Annotated in this window: 19 protein-coding genes; 8 read left to right on the top strand and 11 right to left on the bottom strand. The window is 62.9% G+C overall.

Features of this window, described 5'->3' with window-relative positions:
• Positions 1 to 45 precede the first annotated feature (45 nt).
• Positions 46 to 1044, bottom strand: a complete 999-nt coding sequence (locus NN662_RS17410; RefSeq protein ID WP_261931482.1) for an aldo/keto reductase — start codon at positions 1042 to 1044, stop codon at positions 46 to 48.
• Positions 1045 to 1153: 109 nt separating this feature from the next.
• Between NN662_RS17410 and NN662_RS17405 the strand changes: the two genes are divergently transcribed.
• Positions 1154 to 2044, top strand: a complete 891-nt coding sequence (locus NN662_RS17405) for a LysR family transcriptional regulator (protein ID WP_261931481.1) — start codon at positions 1154 to 1156, stop codon at positions 2042 to 2044.
• Between the two features lie 107 nt (positions 2045 to 2151).
• Entirely contained in the window at positions 2152 to 3150 is a 999-nt protein-coding gene (locus NN662_RS17400) for a transporter (protein WP_261931480.1), read from the top strand.
• Here NN662_RS17400 and NN662_RS17395 read toward each other — a convergent pair.
• The 3 genes from NN662_RS17395 to NN662_RS17385 all read right to left on the bottom strand — a co-directional run bounded on the left by NN662_RS17395 (position 3147) and on the right by NN662_RS17385 (position 5223).
• Positions 3147 to 4094 carry an aldo/keto reductase gene (locus tag NN662_RS17395; protein WP_261931479.1) on the bottom strand — a complete coding sequence of 316 codons (948 nt, stop codon included), beginning with the start codon at positions 4092 to 4094 and terminating at the stop codon, positions 3147 to 3149. The two genes, NN662_RS17400 and NN662_RS17395, sit on opposite strands and share 4 nt — an antisense overlap.
• Positions 4095 to 4157: 63 nt before the next feature.
• Positions 4158 to 4646 carry a thermonuclease family protein gene (locus NN662_RS17390; RefSeq protein ID WP_261931478.1) on the bottom strand — a complete coding sequence of 163 codons (489 nt, stop codon included), beginning with the start codon at positions 4644 to 4646 and terminating at the stop codon, positions 4158 to 4160.
• Positions 4647 to 4779: 133 nt separating this feature from the next.
• The gene (locus NN662_RS17385; RefSeq protein WP_261931477.1) at positions 4780 to 5223 is read right to left on the bottom strand and encodes a GNAT family N-acetyltransferase; all 444 of its coding nucleotides are present in this window, start codon (positions 5221 to 5223) and stop codon (positions 4780 to 4782) included.
• Between the two features lie 129 nt (positions 5224 to 5352).
• On the opposite strand from NN662_RS17385, the gene NN662_RS17380 reads away from it, so the two are divergent.
• Complete coding sequence (locus NN662_RS17380; protein WP_261931476.1) at positions 5353 to 6339, top strand: Gfo/Idh/MocA family protein; 987 nt, start codon at positions 5353 to 5355, stop codon at positions 6337 to 6339.
• Between the two features lie 52 nt (positions 6340 to 6391).
• The gene (locus tag NN662_RS17375) at positions 6392 to 6994 is read left to right on the top strand and encodes a nucleotidyltransferase family protein (RefSeq protein WP_261931475.1); all 603 of its coding nucleotides are present in this window, start codon (positions 6392 to 6394) and stop codon (positions 6992 to 6994) included.
• 3 nt (positions 6995 to 6997) lie between these two features.
• Here NN662_RS17375 and NN662_RS17370 read toward each other — a convergent pair whose 3' ends face one another.
• Both NN662_RS17370 and NN662_RS17365 read right to left on the bottom strand, forming a co-directional pair.
• Entirely contained in the window at positions 6998 to 7372 is a 375-nt protein-coding gene (locus NN662_RS17370; protein ID WP_261931474.1) for a GtrA family protein, read from the bottom strand.
• Positions 7369 to 8415, bottom strand: coding sequence for a glycosyltransferase (locus NN662_RS17365; RefSeq protein ID WP_261931473.1), 1047 nt, complete (start codon positions 8413 to 8415; stop codon positions 7369 to 7371). The genes NN662_RS17370 and NN662_RS17365 overlap by 4 nt, the downstream gene beginning before the upstream one ends.
• A gap of 153 nt (positions 8416 to 8568) precedes the next feature.
• Here NN662_RS17365 and NN662_RS17360 point away from each other — a divergent pair, with 153 nt between their 5' ends.
• Positions 8569 to 10395, top strand: coding sequence for a hypothetical protein (locus NN662_RS17360; RefSeq protein ID WP_261931472.1), 1827 nt, complete (start codon positions 8569 to 8571; stop codon positions 10393 to 10395).
• Between the two features lie 41 nt (positions 10396 to 10436).
• On the opposite strand, the gene NN662_RS17355 is transcribed toward NN662_RS17360, so the two are convergent.
• Positions 10437 to 10778 carry a PilZ domain-containing protein gene (locus NN662_RS17355; RefSeq protein WP_261931471.1) on the bottom strand — a complete coding sequence of 114 codons (342 nt, stop codon included), beginning with the start codon at positions 10776 to 10778 and terminating at the stop codon, positions 10437 to 10439.
• Positions 10779 to 10949: 171 nt separating this feature from the next.
• Between NN662_RS17355 and xseA the strand changes: the two genes are divergently transcribed.
• Complete coding sequence (xseA, locus tag NN662_RS17350) at positions 10950 to 12416, top strand: exodeoxyribonuclease VII large subunit (protein WP_261931470.1); 1467 nt, start codon at positions 10950 to 10952, stop codon at positions 12414 to 12416.
• A 21-nt stretch (positions 12417 to 12437) separates the two neighbouring features.
• On the opposite strand, the gene NN662_RS17345 is transcribed toward xseA, so the two are convergent.
• Entirely contained in the window at positions 12438 to 12929 is a 492-nt protein-coding gene (locus NN662_RS17345) for a MarR family winged helix-turn-helix transcriptional regulator (protein ID WP_261931469.1), read from the bottom strand.
• An 86-nt stretch (positions 12930 to 13015) separates the two neighbouring features.
• Between NN662_RS17345 and NN662_RS17340 the strand changes: the two genes are divergently transcribed.
• Complete coding sequence (locus NN662_RS17340) at positions 13016 to 13897, top strand: EamA family transporter (protein ID WP_261931468.1); 882 nt, start codon at positions 13016 to 13018, stop codon at positions 13895 to 13897.
• Positions 13898 to 13936: 39 nt separating this feature from the next.
• On the opposite strand, the gene NN662_RS17335 is transcribed toward NN662_RS17340, so the two are convergent.
• A complete protein-coding gene (locus NN662_RS17335) occupies positions 13937 to 15190 on the bottom strand; it encodes an aminopeptidase (protein WP_261931467.1) in 1254 nt (417 codons plus the stop codon).
• Between the two features lie 157 nt (positions 15191 to 15347).
• Between NN662_RS17335 and NN662_RS17330 the strand changes: the two genes are divergently transcribed.
• The gene (locus NN662_RS17330) at positions 15348 to 15533 is read left to right on the top strand and encodes a PLDc N-terminal domain-containing protein (protein WP_261931466.1); all 186 of its coding nucleotides are present in this window, start codon (positions 15348 to 15350) and stop codon (positions 15531 to 15533) included.
• A gap of 6 nt (positions 15534 to 15539) precedes the next feature.
• Here the strand turns inward: NN662_RS17330 and ybaK are convergent, their stop codons facing one another.
• Positions 15540 to 16013 (bottom strand): Cys-tRNA(Pro) deacylase, encoded by a 474-nt coding sequence (ybaK, locus tag NN662_RS17325; protein WP_261931465.1) that lies wholly within the window; start codon positions 16011 to 16013, stop codon positions 15540 to 15542.
• A gap of 9 nt (positions 16014 to 16022) precedes the next feature.
• Complete coding sequence (locus NN662_RS17320; RefSeq protein ID WP_261931464.1) at positions 16023 to 16373, bottom strand: arsenate reductase; 351 nt, start codon at positions 16371 to 16373, stop codon at positions 16023 to 16025.
• Positions 16374 to 16445 lie beyond the last annotated feature (72 nt).

The raw sequence follows: 16445 nt of genomic DNA, 5'->3' as shown, positions 1-16445 counted from the left end.
GAATGGCTACATTAACACATCCGGACCGCAATGGCATCTTGCCGCCTAGCGGTTGACCATCGCCGACATCGCTTCGGGATAGCGATTGCCGGCAACATGGTCCGGGGCAAAGGCGTCGGCCAGCCGGTCGAGATCGGCCTGCGACAGGCCGACATCGACCGCTGCCGCATTCTGTTCCAGATGCGCGATCCGCCGTGCGCCGGGAATGGGGACTATCATGTCGCCCTGCGCCAGAACCCAGGCGAGCGCCACCTGGGCGGCGGTCGCCTGCTTGTCGGCGGCAATCTCCTCGACGATGGCGACCAGTCGCTGATTGGCGTCCATGTTTTCCTTCTGGAAGCGCGGCAGGGACAGGCGGAAGTCGTTGGCCGCAAGCCCCTCGGTCGAGCGCATCTTGCCGGTGAGGAAGCCTCGACCGAGCGGGCTGAAGGGTACGAAACCGATGCCGAGCGTGCGGCAGGCGTCAAGCACGCCATTGCTTTCCACATCGCGGGTCCAGAGCGAATATTCGCTTTGCAGGGCGGTGATCGGATGGATGGCATGGGCCTTCGCCAGCGTTTCGGCGGAAACCTCGGACAGTCCGATATGGCGGACCTTGCCTTCCTTCACCAGGTCGCCCATCGCGCCGACGGTGTCTTCGATCGGCACGGTCGGGTCCATGCGGTGCAGGTAGAAGAGATCGATGACATCCGTGTCGAGCCGCTTGAGCGAGGCTTCGGCCACCGCGCGCGCATGCTCGGGCCGGCCGTCGGTGCCGGAAAGCGCCTGTGCGTCCGACTTGTCCGGATCGATCTTGAAGCCGAACTTGGTGGCGATCACGACCTTGTCGCGCAACGGTTTCAGCGCCTTGCCGACCAGAACTTCGTTGGTGAAGGGGCCGTAGGCTTCCGCCGTGTCGAAGAAGGTCACGCCGATCTCGACGGCACGATGCAGCGTCTTGATGGAGTCCGCCTCGTCATAGCCGCCATAGGCATGGCTCATGCCCATGCAGCCGAGGCCGATGGCGGATACGGAAAGGCCTTGTCCAAGTGTGCGGTTTTTCATGACGATCTCCTCAGTTGCGGGTGTACTTGGGATGGGCCGAACTATAGGCCGGGTCTGTCGCGCTGATAATCCGTGCAATTGGCAATAGGTTGATCTAAATAATGGACCAATGAACCGCACGCTTCTCTCCCAACTCGCCGTCTTTGCCGCCGTCGCCAGGGCCGGCAGCTTTCGCGCCGCCGCCCGCGAACTTGAGATCGCGCCATCGGCCGTCAGCCATGCGATCGGCAGCCTTGAGGAAAGCCTCGGGGTCCGACTGCTGGCCCGCACCACCCGCAGCGTCCGGCCGACGGAGGAGGGCGAAAGGCTGCTGGCGACCGTCGCTCCCGCCTTTGCCGAAATCGACGCCGGTCTCTCCGCCGTCGCCGACAGCGGCAACCGGCCGGCGGGACCGCTGCGCATCACCATGCCGCTGCTTGCCGCCGAGGATCTGGTCGTGCCCAAGCTCGGCGCCTTCGTGGCCCGCTACCCGGATATCGAGCTCGATATCCGCACCAACGACCGGTTCGAGGATATCGTCGAGAACGGTTTCGACGCCGGTCTTCGGCTCGGCGAGCATCTGGAAGCGGACATGATCGCGGTCAAGGTGAGCGGCCCCTGGCGCGGCATCGTGGTGGGGTCGCCGGACTATTTTGCAGACCATCCGAAGCCGGTGCATCCCGGCGACCTGATTCACCACCGCTGTATTCGCAGGCGCTTTTCCAGCGGCCGGCTCTACCGCTGGGAGTTCGAAAAGGATGGCAAGCCGATCGAGGTGGACGTGCGCGGGCCAGTCATCCTCTCCGACCAACGGTTGATGCGGACCGCAGCGCTTGATGGCGCCGGTCTTGCCTATGTGTTCGACCGCCGCATCGAACGTGATCTGGCCGAAGGCCGGCTCGTCGCGGTGCTTGAGGACTGGACGCCGCCCTTCGACGGCTTCCACATCTATTATCCCTCGCGCCGCCAGATGCGGCCGGCCTTGCGCGCCTTCATCGACTTCTTCCGCCATTCCGGCTGACCCTGCGGCCGATTGCGGCAGGTCTTTTCTCGCCGGAAGCCCTTGCACATTCGGTCCGCTTGCGGAATGTCTAGGGCCAACCGAAATGCCAGCCTTGTGAGTGATTGATGCAGATCGTCGAAACCGAAACGCCCGGTCTGATCTGGGCCTGCGGCATGCTTCCGGGCTCGCAGACGCCTGGCATGCTGAAGGAAGAGGCGCTGCCGGCAGCACTCGCGGCGTCGGAGGGTTTCGTCTGGCTGCACCTCAATCTCGCGGATGTGCGTGTCGCGGATTATCTCGCCACGCTTCCCGACCTGACGGAACCGGCGCTGATAGCCCTGACCGCCAGAGACAGCCACCCGGCGGTCAACGTCGACGAGGGCTCGCTATACGGCACGCTGATCGACTATCAGCGGGAGTTCGATCGCCACACCCGCGATCTCGGCCGGCTGCACTTCGCCATCTGCGGTCGGCTGATCGTCACGACGCGCGTCCATCCGCTGCGCAGCCTCGACCGGGTGCGTGTCGCGATCGAGAAAAGCCCGTCGAAGTTCGCACTCCCGATCGACGTGTTCGAGCAGCTCGTCGTCGAGGTCCAGCGGACCATGTTCCAGCTGGTGCTGGAATTCACCGAGGAGCTGAACGAGATCGAGGACGCCGTCTACGGCCACAAGCCGCGGGAAGGGCAGGTCCCTCTGCAGCCGCTGCGCCGCTCCATCGTCCGCCTGCATCGCTATCTGCGCACCATGCTGACCGCCATGCGCCACGCGGCGGCCTGGGACGAGGACGAGATGCCGGAAGGCTTCGACGAGTCCGCAGCCCGTCTGATCAGCCGGCTGGAAGCCGCCGACCATGAGGTCTCCGCCTTGCAGGATCGCGCCCGTCTGCTGCACGAAGAAGCCGATTCCCGCCTCTCGGCCGAGACCAACCGCCACCTGTACATCCTGTCGGTGATGACGGCTTTCCTGCTGCCGCCGACGCTCGTCACCGGCTTCTTCGGCATGAATACGCCGGGCCTGCCGTTTTCCCATGACGGGTCGAGCGGCACGATCTGGGCCTTCGGCTTGATCATCGCCTCCACCGCCGCAGCCTGGTGGCTGCTGCGCCGGGTCGGAATTCTTTAGCCGGCTTCGTCGAGCATACGCATCTGTTCGTCCGTCAGCTGCAGGGCTGCGGCATTCACGATACTGTCGAGCTGCGCCTTGCTGGTGGCGCTGGCGATCGGTGCTGTCAGCCCGCGCTTGCGCAGGAGCCATGCGATCGAGATCTCTGCCGGCTTGGCACCGGTCTCCTCGGCGACGCGGTCGAGTGCGCCGAGAATGGCGAAGCCTCGCTCGTCGAGATAGCGCGCCGCACTGCCGCCGCGGCTCTTGCCTTCGGTATCCGCCTTCGAACGGTATTTGCCGGTGAGGAAACCTGCTGCCAGCGCATAAAAACTGATGACGCCGATCTCTTCCTTCACGCAAAGCTCCGCAAGCGGTCCTTCGAAAAGGCTGCGGTTGTGAAGATTGTATTCCGGCTGCAGCACGTCATAGCGCGGCAGCCCGGCCTTTTCGACCGCCGCAAGGGATTGCGACAGCTGATCGGCGTCGAGATTGGACGCGCCGATCGAGCGGATCTTGCCCTGTTCCTTGAGCTTTGCCATGGCGCCAAGCGTCTCTTCGTAGGGCGTATCCTTGTCCGGAAAATGCGCGAGGTAGACGTCGATGTAATCTGTCTGCAGACGTCTGAGCGAATCCTCCGCCGCCTGCAGGATCCACTTTTCCTTGAGCCGCTTCTGGTCGCCCCACATGGGATGGCCGACCTTTGTGACGATGACGGCCTTCTCCCGCGCCACCTTGTGCGCCTTCATCCAGCGTCCGATGATGTCCTCGGATTCGCCGCCGCTGTGTCCTTCGACCCAGGCGGAATAGACGTCCGCCGTGTCGATCGCGTTGAAGCCGGCGTCGAGCCAGGCGTCCAGGAGGGAAAACGAGGTCTGCTCGTCGGCCGTCCAGCCGAACACGTTGCCGCCGAAAACGATGGGTGAAATCCGGATGCCGGTCCGGCCGAGGTCGCGATACTGCATGGGTGGGGTCCTGTTTCGAAGAAGGTGCGGATGGAGAAGAGTGTAGGGCGCGGCGAGCCGCGATCAACCGCACCAGGGCCGGCGCTTGCCGGTCCATTTGCGCGCCAGGCCTTCCTCGACCAGACGTTCACCCGCCGACTTCCCGTCGATCATGACAACACGCAGCTTGCGGCCATAGCGGTCGCGGTCCCGCTTGCCGAGTGGCAGCAGCTCGAAGTCGTTTTCGGTCAGCAGTTGAGACAGCCGTTCGGTGGCGCGGTCGCCCAGCGCCTGCTCTTGCTGGCAGCGCGACGGATGGGTTTCCGGGGCATCGATATCGGCAATACGGATCTTCTCGCCGCCGAAATAGAATGTGTCGCCATCAACGACGCAGTCCGTATGCTTGCCATGCCCACAGAGGCGATAGGGCCGCTCTGCCGGCACGGGCGGGCTCTGCCCAACCTCCGGCATCAACCGGCTGGCAATGGCCGAAGCCGTGTCCGGGTTGAGGACGACAAACGAGCTGCCGGCCCCGATGACCACGCCGATCAGGATCGACAAGAGCTTCGCCACACGGCCGTTGCCGGCGTCGCGACGAGCCGGCCGCGGCCGTCCTCTGGATCGAAATTTCAATGGAATCACCTTGCCCATGCGAGCAGGCTAGGCGGCGAGACCTTACGCGACGGTTACCAGCCGTGGAGCGAAGTCACACCTTGATGCGATAGCGCACGTAATCGTCGGCGCCGGCGAAGGTGTCATAAAGCCGCCGGGCGGCGGTATTGTCGGTTTCGGTGTGCCAGTAGAGCCGCGACCAGCCGCGTTCCCGTGAGAGCGCGATCAGGTCCTCGATCAACGCGCGCCCGACGCCCTGGCCGCGAAAGCTTTCCTCGACGAAGAGATCTTCCAGATAGCAATCGGGCGCAATGCTCCAGGTCGAATCGTGAAAGTGATGGATGGCGAAGCCGGCCAGGCGGCCGTCAACATCGGCGACCCTGATCGAGACCCGCGAGCCGGGATCGAGAATGCGCGACCATGTGGAGGCGGTCACGTCTTCGCTGAGATCCGTCCTGTAGAAGGTGAGATAGGCATCCCAAAGGGCGCGCCACTGTTTCTCGTCCGCAGGGCTCACATTCCGGATCGTCACGCTCATCGGTCTTGCCTCCATGTTTCCGAAAACCGGTACGGATGCCGGCCGGCGCTGTCAATTCGCCGTCGCCGGCATTGCCTTTGGGGGACGCCGAAACTAAGTTGCCGCGAAACAGGGACTTAGGAGGTCAACATGCTGCGTTTCGGAATTCTCTCGACGGCCAAGATCGGCCGTGAACTGGTCGTTCCGGCCATTCAGGACGCCGAGAACTGCGTGGTGACGGCCATTGCCAGCCGTGATCTGTCGAAGGCGCGCGCCATGGCTGACCGCTTCTCCGTCCCGCATGCCTTCGGCTCCTATGAGGAAATGCTGGCCTCCGACGTCATCGACGCCGTCTACATTCCGCTGCCGACCGCCCAGCATATCGAATGGTCGATCAAGGCCGCCGACGCCGGCAAGCATGTTCTCTGCGAAAAGCCGATCGCGCTGAAGGCCGCCGAGATCGACGAGGTCATCGCCGCGCGCGACCGCAACAAGGTGCTGATTTCCGAAGCTTATATGGTCACCTATTCGCCGGTCTGGCGGAAGGTCCGTTCGCTGCTGTCTGAAGGCGCGATCGGCAAGCTGCGCCATGTCCAGGGCGCCTTCACCTATTTCAACCGCGATCCCGGCAACATGCGCAACATCCCGGCGCTCGGCGGCGGCGGTCTCCCGGATATCGGCGTCTACCCGACGATCACGACCCGCTTCTCCACCGGCATTGAGCCGCTGCGCGTGCAGGCGACGACCGAGCGCGATCCGGAATTCGGCACCGACATCTACTCGTCCGTCCGGGCCGATTTCGGCTCGTTCGAACTGAGCTTCTACATTTCCACCCAGCTTGCCGCCCGCCAGGTCATGGTCTTCCACGGCACGGAAGGCTTCATCGAGGTCAAGTCACCGTTCAATGCCGATCGCTACGGCGCGGAAGAGATCGAGGTGACCAACCAGAGCCACGGTGAATCGCGCCTCTATCGCTATCAGGACTGCCGCCAGTATCGTCTGGAGGCGGAAGCCTTCGCGCGTGCGGCGGCCGGCGAAGACGCCGAAGTCGTCACGCTGGAAAGCTCCAGGAAGAGCCAGCTCTTCATCGACGCCATCTACCGCGCCAGCGAGAAGGACGGCTGGGAAGCGGTCTGAGCGCTCATTCCGGCTTTGCGCCCATGACGGGAATCATGCTGTCTTCGGCAGCATGACCCATCTTCGCTTCGCCGGGGCCGCGCCGGAAGAACAGACCGCCGCGCTCAAGGACATCATCCTGTCGGAGGATTGGCTTGTTGAAGCCTTGCATCGGCTCGACGGCATGCGTCTGCCGGATAGCTGGATCGTTGCCGGTGCCCTCTACAACATGGTCTGGAACCGTCTGACGGACCGTCCGTCTCGCCACGGCATCAAGGACGTCGACATCTTCTATTTCGACGATGACGATCTCACCTTTGAGGCGGAGGATTATGTCATCAGACGCGCGGCAGGCGTGTTCTCCGACATGGCGGTGCCTGCGGAGGTGCGCAACCAGGCGCGGGTGCACCTGTGGTTCGGCCAGCACTTCGGGTTCGACATCGAACCGATCGCGGACTGCCGCGATGCCGTATCCCGTTTCTCGTCGGTTGCCTATTGCGTCGGTGCCCGCCTGGACACGGCCGGCGATCTTCAAATCACAGCGCCTTACGGCCTCGACGACCTGTTCTCCTTCCGCATCCGACCGAACCGCTATTACGACAACCGCGAGACCCATGAACGCAAGGCGGAAAGGGCGGTATCGCTGTGGCCGGAAGTGACCGTCGAGCCGTGGTAGAGCCTATCTGCGGAAGACGAAGCGGGAATAGCCGAAGTAGCTGAATGCCATTGCGGCGGCAGAGGCGATAACGAGGGCCGCGAGCGGCGGGACGGTCGGAAAGGCGATGAGAACGGCCGAATAGATCGCGTAGTTGAGGATCGCGGACGTCACGCCGACGCCGCCGTAACGCGCACCCTCAGACAGCACATGGCGTCCGGATTTGCCGAAGGTGAATGTCCGGTTCAGGAGCCAGGTGACGCACATGGCGACGGCGATGGCGATCAGCCGGGCCGAGAACGGATCGAGCGAGGTCGCGTGCAACAGCAGCGCCAGGACGGCAGCATCGGTGACGAAGCCGCTGCCGCCGGCGATGGCGAACCAGATCAGCCGTTTCATGCAGCCCTGACCTTGCGCCGTTTCCCCGTGTCCGCGGATGTCTTTGTCGGCGACGATTGGCCTGGAGCCGAGGCGCCGTTTCGATCAGCCTTTCGGCTTTCATGCGCCGACAGGGCAGGCAGCCGCATGTAGTGGATGCGCAACTGCTCCGCGCGCGACCGCGCGACCGAATCGAGGATGAGCCCGGCGGTGAAGACCATGAACGAGATCATCATCAGCGCCATCGACAGGACCCAGGTCGGCAGACGGTCGACGAGACCGGTCTCGAAATATTCCAGCAGTACCGGCGTCATGAAGGCGAGGCTCGCCGCCATGAAGAAGGCGCTGATGATGCTGAAGAAGACGAAGGGCCGGGTCTCCTTCATCAGCATGGCGAACATCCAGAGGATCTTGCCGCCGTCCTTGAAGGTCGAGAGCTTCGAATGCGAGCCCTCGGGCCGGCGCCCGTAATCCAGCTCCAGCTCGCAGACCGGCATCTTCAGCCGGGATGCGTGAACCGACATTTCGGTCTCTATCTCGAAGCCATCGGAGACCGCCGGGAAACTCTTGGCGAAGCGCCGCGAGAAGGCCCGGTAGCCGGAAAAGATGTCGGTGAAATCGGTGCCGAAGATCGTCCGGTACAGGATGTTGAAGATGCGGTTGCCGAAAGCATGCCCCTGGCGGCCGGCATCGTCATGCACGCCGCGGCGCGTGCCGACCACCATGTCGGCGCGTTCGGTCAGCAGTGTGCGGACAAGCTCCTCGGCGTCTTCCGGTGCGTATGTCCCGTCGCCGTCGGCCATGATGTAGATGTCGGCATCGATATCGGAAAACATGCGCCGGACGACATGGCCCTTGCCCTGCCTGCGCTCGCGCACGACCTCCGCGCCCGCCTGCTTGGCCTTGCGCGCTGTGTCGTCGGTCGAATTGTTGTCGTAGACATAGATGTCGGCGCCCGGCAGCGTTCGCTTGAAGCCGCTGACGACGTCCGCGATCGTCAGCCCTTCATTGTAGCACGGCAAGAGAACCGCAATGCTGTAGGCGATGGTGTCGGATTGCCCCATAATGTCCGCTCGATCGAGGTTGGCGTTCAACGCGCGCGCAGCGCCTGCGCAGATATGATCATCCGTTTTACTATTTCTTGAGAAGGTTAAGGCTAGGTTTCGGGCGTCTCAAGAACAAGCGGAAGGTCCGGAAAGATGACGGATTTGGTCGGGATGTCTGAAACTGCCCTACATCGCGGGTCGCCATCACGGTCGAAGACCTTCTTCCGCAACACGTACGGTCCGGTCTGCCTGTTCTACGCGCTGGTGCTCGTTGCGGTTCTCGTGGCCATGACCTGGTTCAAGGCAACCGATTACCTTGGGCCCGACAATGACGATGCCCTGCGGCTGGTCGAAGTCCGCGATTTCCTCAATGGTCAGGGCTGGTTCGACTTGATGCAATACCGCCTCGGCCTCGACGGCGGCGTGCTCATGCACTGGTCGCGCTTCATCGATCTGCCGATTGCCGCCCTCATCTCCTTTTTCTCGCTGTTCCTGTCTCCGGAAAACGCGGAGATCGCCGGCGTCGCCGCCTGGCCGCTCTTGCTCGCCGTCGCCCTTCAGTTCACCCTCGGTCTCGCGGCGATCCGGGCCGGCGGCATGCGTGCGCTGCATGCGGCTCTCCTGCTCAATATCTTCGCGACAGTGCTGTTCGGACGCTTCCGGCCGGGCGCGATCGACCATCACAATGCCCAGCTGGTGCTCGTGGGGCTGATTGCCGCGATGCTCCTCGATCCCGCAAGGAGAGCGGTGAGCTATGCCGTCGCGGGTGTCTGCGCCGGCGTGGCGATCGCCATCGGTGCGGAAACGACACCGTTCATCGCCGCCGTCTGCGCCATGGTCGCGCTGCACTGGCTCTGGGAGGGCCGCCACGACATGTCTGTCGCGGCCCAGTCCTTCGGTCTGTCGCTGCTGGCGACGATCAGCGCGGCGTTTTTCCTGACGATTCCGCCGGCGCGCTATTCCGTCGTTACCTGTGACAATCTTTCGCTCGGCTTCTTTTCCCTGACTGCGATCGGCGGAGCATCGCTGTTTCTTGCGGCCCGCTTTGCTGGGGAAGCGCGCTTTCCGGTGCGACTGGCGGCCCTTGCCGGTGTCGGTGTGGCCGTTACGACGGGGGCATTGGTGATCGCGCCGCAATGCCTGCACAACCCGCTTGCCGATCTCGATCCGATGCTCGTCAAGCTTTGGCTGAATTCGGTGACCGAGGCACAGTCGATCGTGTCCGAAGCGCGTTTCGCGCCAGAAAGCATCGGGCTTTATTATGCCGTTCCGGTCTTCGCCGTCGCGGTCTGCCTCACCCGGCTGTATCTCCGCGACCGCGTCGGGATGCATCTGACGATGCTGGCCCTCGTGCTGGTCAATCTGGTCATCGGCTGCATTCAGCTGCGCTCCATGTTCTTCGCCAATTTTCTCGCGCTGTTGCCATTGTCCGTGCTCGCCGGCGAGCTTCACGCGAAATCAAGGCGGGAGCCTCAGAACCTCGGTCTGGGCCTTGTCTTCGTTGCGACGGTCCTTCTTTCCGCCGTTTCCACCTGGGGGCTTGTCGAGCCTGTCTACAAGAAGCTGCGGGGCGTCGACGTCGCGATGGATGGCAAGGACGGCGCCGGGCTGACCTGCCGCACGAGGGACGAAATGCAGCAGCTTGCATCTCTCCCCGCCGGCAATGTCGCCAGTGCGTCGAATGTCGGCGCGCCGATCCTGCGCTTCACCCGGCACCGCGTTCTGTCCGCTCCATATCACCGCAATGTCGGCGGCATGCTGGCGGAGTTGCATATCGGCATGGCGCAGCCGGGCAAGGCCGAAGCCTTGCTACGGAACGCGAATGTCAGGTACATCGCCTTCTGCGGCACCGATCCACAGACGGAGTATCTCATGACGCTCGAGCCGGACGGGCTCTATGCCGAACTGGCCAAGGGTGACGTGCCGAGCTATCTCCGCGCCCTTCCTGCGGATCCGAAGTCGGGCATCCGCATCTACGAGGTGCGTTCCGGATCGTAACCTTATAGGCAGTGGTGCCGAGGTGAGGTGTGTGGCGGCACCTAGAAGCGCGGCTTGGCCAACTGGGCGACGAAAGTCGTGGGCAGATCCTGCGCGAAACGAAGATTGACTGTTTCGCCACCCTTGCCCATCAGCACACAGGGAAATTTTGCCTGCACGCCCTCGATAACGAGATAGAAGTGCTCCGGCACGGCGCTTGGCGCGACGAGCTTGATCATGGAGCCGCCTTCGGAAATGTTCAGCAGCATGCAGTCCTGTGATGAATATCCGCGAAGCCCCTTCTTCAGATAGAAGATCTTGCCCGGCAGCTTCACATTTCGCCGCTCTGTCTCGCGTCGGTCGGCTTCCACCAACCGGCTGAGAAAATGTTGCTTTTGACCCATTAGAATTAGCCTGTGAAATATCACCTGCGATAAGTTATATAAGATGAAAATAAATCAAAGTTTAATGATATTTAACCAATTGGTTGCAGCCCTCGACCAGACTGGCAACCAAAGGGCGGGGAAGCCGGCAGGCCACTGTTCAGTGCTACGCGGCTTCGGCATGATGGCGCCATGAGCAACATTTTCGATACCGATTCGCCCTCCAACCTGGCCGAATATTCCGTCTCCGAACTCTCCGGCTCGATCAAGCGCACGATCGAGACGGCGTTCGATCAGGTGCGCGTGCGCGGCGAGATTTCCGGCTATCGCGGCCCCCATTCCTCCGGCCATGCCTATTTCACCCTGAAGGACGACAAGGCGCGCATCGACGCCGTCATCTGGCGGGGAAACTTCACACGGCTCCGCTTCAAGCCGGAGGAAGGCATGGAGGTGATCGCCACCGGCAAGGTTTCCACCTTTCCCGGTTCGTCGAAATATCAGATCATCATCGAGACCCTGGAACCCGCCGGTGCCGGCGCGCTGATGGCGCTTCTGGATGAGCGCCGCCGCAAGCTTGCCGCCGAGGGACTGTTCGATCAGGAGCGCAAGAAGCCGCTTCCCTACCTGCCGCGTGTGATCGGTGTCGTCACCTCGCCGACCGGTGCGGTCATTCGCGATATCCTGCACCGTATCTCGGACCGCTTTCCGGTCCATGTCGTCGTCTGGCCGGTCAAGGTTCAGGGCGAGGGATCGGGCGAGGAGGTGGCGAACGGCATTCGCGGCTTCAATGCGCTTGTGCCCGGCGGGCCGATCGCGCGGCCGGATGTGCTGATCGTCGCGCGCGGCGGCGGCAGCCTGGAGGATCTCTGGAGCTTCAACGACGAGATTGTCGTGCGGGCGGCTGCCGAAAGCACCATTCCGCTGATCTCGGCCGTCGGACACGAAACCGACTGGACGCTGATCGATCATGCCGCCGACATCCGCGCCCCGACGCCGACAGGCGCTGCGGAAATCGCCGTTCCGGTCAAGGCGGAGCTGGAAGCGGAAGTCGCAAGCCTTTCGGCACGCCTGCAAGGGGCGGTCTCCCGGCAGATGGACAATCGCGGCCAGGCGCTGCGGGCGCTCGTGCGTGCCCTGCCTTCGCTGGACCAATTGCTGGCCTTGCCGCGCCGGCGCTTCGATGAAGCGGCAGCCCGCCTAGGAAGGGGGCTGGAACTCAGCACGATCAACAAGCGACGCAGCTATGAGCGGGCCGCCTCCGGCCTCGCCACGCTGCCGGTGCGCCTGCTCGGCCATATGGAACGGTCGCGCGACCGGGTGCAGACATTGTCGGCGCGTGCCGACGGGGCGATCGATATCCGCATTGCGAGGCGCAAGGACGCGCTGGCGGCCCATGGCCGCGTCCTGAACTCCCTGTCCTACAAGAATGTGCTGGCGCGTGGTTACGCCGTCATCCGCGATGCCGAAAACCGGCCGCTGCCGCGTGCAACCATGCTTTCCGAAGGACAGGCTTTCCAGGTCGAGTTCGCCGATGGACGTGTGCAGGCAGTGGCGGGTGAGGTCGGCGGCTCGGAGACGCCACCGCCGAAGCCTGCTCCAAGGAAGGCGCCGGCAAAGCCCGTGAAGACCGATCCACCGAAACAGGGAAGCCTGTTCTGACGGATCAGGCCGCGCGCGACGTCAGCTTTCGAATTCCGCCAGGTACCGCCGCAGGATATCGTTCAGCGCCGTGCGATCCTCGTTGCTCAGGAGCGCCGCCAGCCGGTGCTGGTTCTTCACATGCGCGCCGACGGCCTCGTCGATGAGTGAAAACCCCTTGTCCGTGAGGCCGATCAGCACGCTGCGCTTGTCCTCGGGGTTGGCGATGCGCTCGACGAGACCCTGCTTGGCCAGCTGGTCGATGCGGTTGGTCATCGTCCCCGAGGTGATCATGGTCGCCGCCAGCAATTCGCCCGGGCTCTTGCGATAGGGCGCTCCCGCCCGGCGCAATGTTGCCAGCACGTCGAACTTGCCCTGGTCGAGGCCGTATTCATCGAAAACATCGTCCAGTTGCCGTCTGAGGTGGCTGTAGACGCGGGCAAACCGGCCCAGCAGAGCCATCGGTTCGGTATCGAGTTCGGGACGTTCATGCGCCCATTGGTCAATGACGGCGTCGACGTGATCTTTCTTCATGTCGCAGCATCACCATAAAAATATCTTGATATCAAGAGAAGTGGGAGCTATGGATTTATCTTGAAGTCAAGATAAATAGGTGCGCCATGAACGATGACACCAACTTCCCGGATCTCGCGATCACGTCCATCGCCTTCATGATCTGGGGCAGCAGCTACATCATCACGACCGAATTCCTGCCGCCGGACCGCCCCGTTTTCATTTCGCTGATGCGGGCGCTCCCGGCCGGCCTTCTGCTGCTCGCCATCGTCCGCAAGCTGCCGACGGGCGTCTGGTGGCTGCGCGTGGCGATCCTGGCGACGCTGAATTTCTCCTTCTTCTTCATCATGCTGTTCATCTCCGCCTACCGGCTGCCGGGTGGCGTGGCCGCGACCGTCGGCTCCATCCAGCCGCTCGCCGCCATGGTGATCGCCCGCTTCGCGCTCGGCTTCCGCATCCGGCCACTGGCGGTCGCGGCCTGCGCTGCAGGTGTTTTTGGAGTCGCGCTGCTGGTCCTCGGACCGGGCGCAAAATTCGACATGATCGGCTTCATCGCGGCGCTCGCCGGCGCACTCTCCATGGCCACCGGCGTCGTGCTGTCCCGCTACTGGCAACCGCCGGTCTCGAGCCTCACCTTCACCGCATGGCAATTGACAATGGGCGGCCTGATCCTCGTGCCGCTGACGTTCATCCTGGAGCCGCCGGTCGCCATGCTGACCGCGCGCAATATCGGCGGCTTCCTCTATCTCGGCCTTGTCGGAACCGTGCTGCCCTATTTCCTGCTGTTTCGCGGCATCAGCCGCATCAATCCGGCTGCCGTCTCCCTGCTCGGCGTGCTGAGCCCCACCGTCGCGACCCTGCTCGGCTGGGTCTTCCTCGATCAAGCGCTCTCCGGCATCAAGCTTCTCGGCATGGCGATCGTCTTCGCCAGCGTCGTCATGGGGCAGTTCGCCATGGTCGCGCCCGCCAAAAAGGCAATCCCGGCCTGAGAGCCGGGATTTCCGTTCATTCGAGGATCATAAGGTCGTTCAGGCCCATTCGCCGCCGCGCATGACGGGCACCTTCGAGCCATCAGGCTTGATGCCGTCGATGTCCACCTTGTCGGAGCCTATCATCCAGTCGATGTGAATGAGCGAGGAATTGCCGCCCTGCGCGGCAATCTGCTCCTTCGTAAGCTTGGCGCCGTCGATGAAGCATTTCGAGTAGCACTGGCCGAGCGCAATGTGGCTGGCGGCATTCTCGTCGAACAGCGTGTTGTAGAACAGCAGGCCGCTCTGCGAGATCGGCGAGGAATGCGGCACCAGGGCCACTTCGCCGAGCCGGCGGGCACCCTCGTCGGTATCGAGCACCTTCTGCAGCACCGCTTCGCCCTTTGAAGCCTTTGCCTCGACGATGCGGCCCTTTTCGAATCGCACCTGGATGTTGTCGATCAGCGTTCCCTGATGCGACAGCGGCTTGGTGGAGGAAACGGTGCCTTCGACGCGCATGGCATGCGGTGTCGTGAACACTTCCTCGGTCGGGATGTTCGGATTGCAGGTGATGCCGTTCTTGGCGGTCGATTCGCCGCCGAACCATTCATGGCCGTCGGCAAGACCCAGCGTCAGGTCGGTGCCGGGGCCGGTGTAATGCAGCGCCGAAAAGCGGTGGCCGTTGAGCCAGGCCGAGCGGTTGGCGAGTTCGCCATTATGCGTGGTCCACGCCGCGATCGGGTCTGCGACATCGACGCGCGAGGCGGCGAAGATGGCGTCGGCGAGCTTTTTGACGGCCTCTTCCTCGGGAAGCTCGGGGAACATCTGCTTGGCCCAGGAGGGGTTCGGATAGGACACGATGTTCCAGTTGATGTCGAAATTCGAGATATGCTCCAGCGCCGGCTTGTAGGCGATCGACATCGCCCGATTGGCGCGCGCCACCTTGGCCGGGTCCTGTTCCGACAGCATCATCGGATTGTCGCCGGAAATCGCAAGCCGCGCCGTGTTGCCGGCATAGGCCTTGGCCATGCCCTCGTAGAGCCAGTCGGCGGCCTTGTCGAAGCTCTCGTCCGGCGCATGCGCATAGCGGGCGAGCGTCATCTCCTCGTCGGCGAAGAAGGTCGAGACCAGACCGGCGCCGGCCTTGTAAGCATGCTTGCTGATGAGGCGGGCAAGCGGCAGGGCGTTGATCGGAGCGGTGACGACAAGGTCCTGCCCACGCTGCAGCCGCAGGCCGACCTTGACGGCGACCTCGGCCAGCTTGTCGAGTTTGGCGGGATCGATTGCGGTGCGGACGTCGGGCATTGCGGTCATGGAAAGAGCCTTCCTGATGGTCTTTGAATTGATGGTTCGGAACTTAGGGTGCTTCTGCATCCAAATGAAGACGTCGAAGCCCGATCGATGGCACGTCGAGGAAACTTTTCCTGTCGCCACGCGTTTGCAAGGTGACGCTCATTTGAAAGGAACGATCATGGAATATGGTATTATAGGGCTGCTGATCCTCATCGCCGACATTTACGCGGTCATCAAGGTCCTCGGCAGTGGCGCTTCCGGCGTCGAGAAACTGCTCTGGATTCTCGGCATCATCATCTTCCCGCTGCTCGGCTTCATCGTCTGGCTTCTGGCCGGCCCGGGCGGCCGTCGCGCCCGTATCTGACGCCCATCAGGCAATCAATGCGGCGGCTTTCGCTCCGAGGGCCACCTGCGCATCCTTGGGCGACAGGCGCACCTGCAATCCGCGCTGACCGCCATTCATGTAGACAAGCGCGTGCTCCAATGCGGTCTCCTCGATTGCGGTGGGCACGCGCTTTTTCTGTCCGAAGGGGCTGATCCCGCCGACATGATAGCCCGTCAGGCGCTCCGCATCCGCCGGCTTCATCATCGACGCCGATTTCGCACCGAAGGCCGATGCCAGTTTCTTCATGCTGACTTCGCTGTCCGACGGCACGACCACGCACACCGGCTTGCCGTCCGCTTCCGCCATCAGCGTCTTCAACACCTTCGAGGGATGTTCGCCCATCGCTTCGGCGGCTGCTTCTCCGATCCGCGCCACATTCGGATCGTAGTCATAGGTGTGGACGGTGAAGGCAACCCTGGCCTTCTCCAGAAATTGCGTTGCGCGCGTCGTCTTCGACATGACTGTGCCTCAGGATGCGAAAAACGCCGCATATGCGTCAGGCTTGAAGCCGATCTCGATCCGGCCGTCTTTATCCAGAACCGGCCGCTTGATCATCGACGGCTGGTTGGCCATCAGGGCGATCGCCTTTGCCTCGTCGAGATCCTGCTTGTCTTCATCGGCGAGCTTCTTGAAGGTCGTGCCGGCGCGGTTGATCACCTTGTCCCAGCCCGCCTTTACGCACCATTCGCGGAGCTTCTCCTCCGTCACGCCCTGCTTCTTGTAGTCGTGAAAATCATAGGCTTCGCCGTGCTCGCCGAGCCAGGTGAAGGCCTTCTTCATCGTGTCACAGTTCTTGATCCCGTAGATGGTGACGGACATGCCATTTCCTCGCTTGCGTTTTGCCGGGCCCTGTTTAGCCGCAGCGACCGCGTCGGAAAAGGTCACCCGACG

It is taken from the genome of Rhizobium sp. NRK18 (assembly GCF_024385575.1).
Lineage (GTDB): Bacteria > Pseudomonadota > Alphaproteobacteria > Rhizobiales > Rhizobiaceae > JANFMV01.
This window is presented reverse-complemented; position numbering and strand designations above follow the sequence as displayed.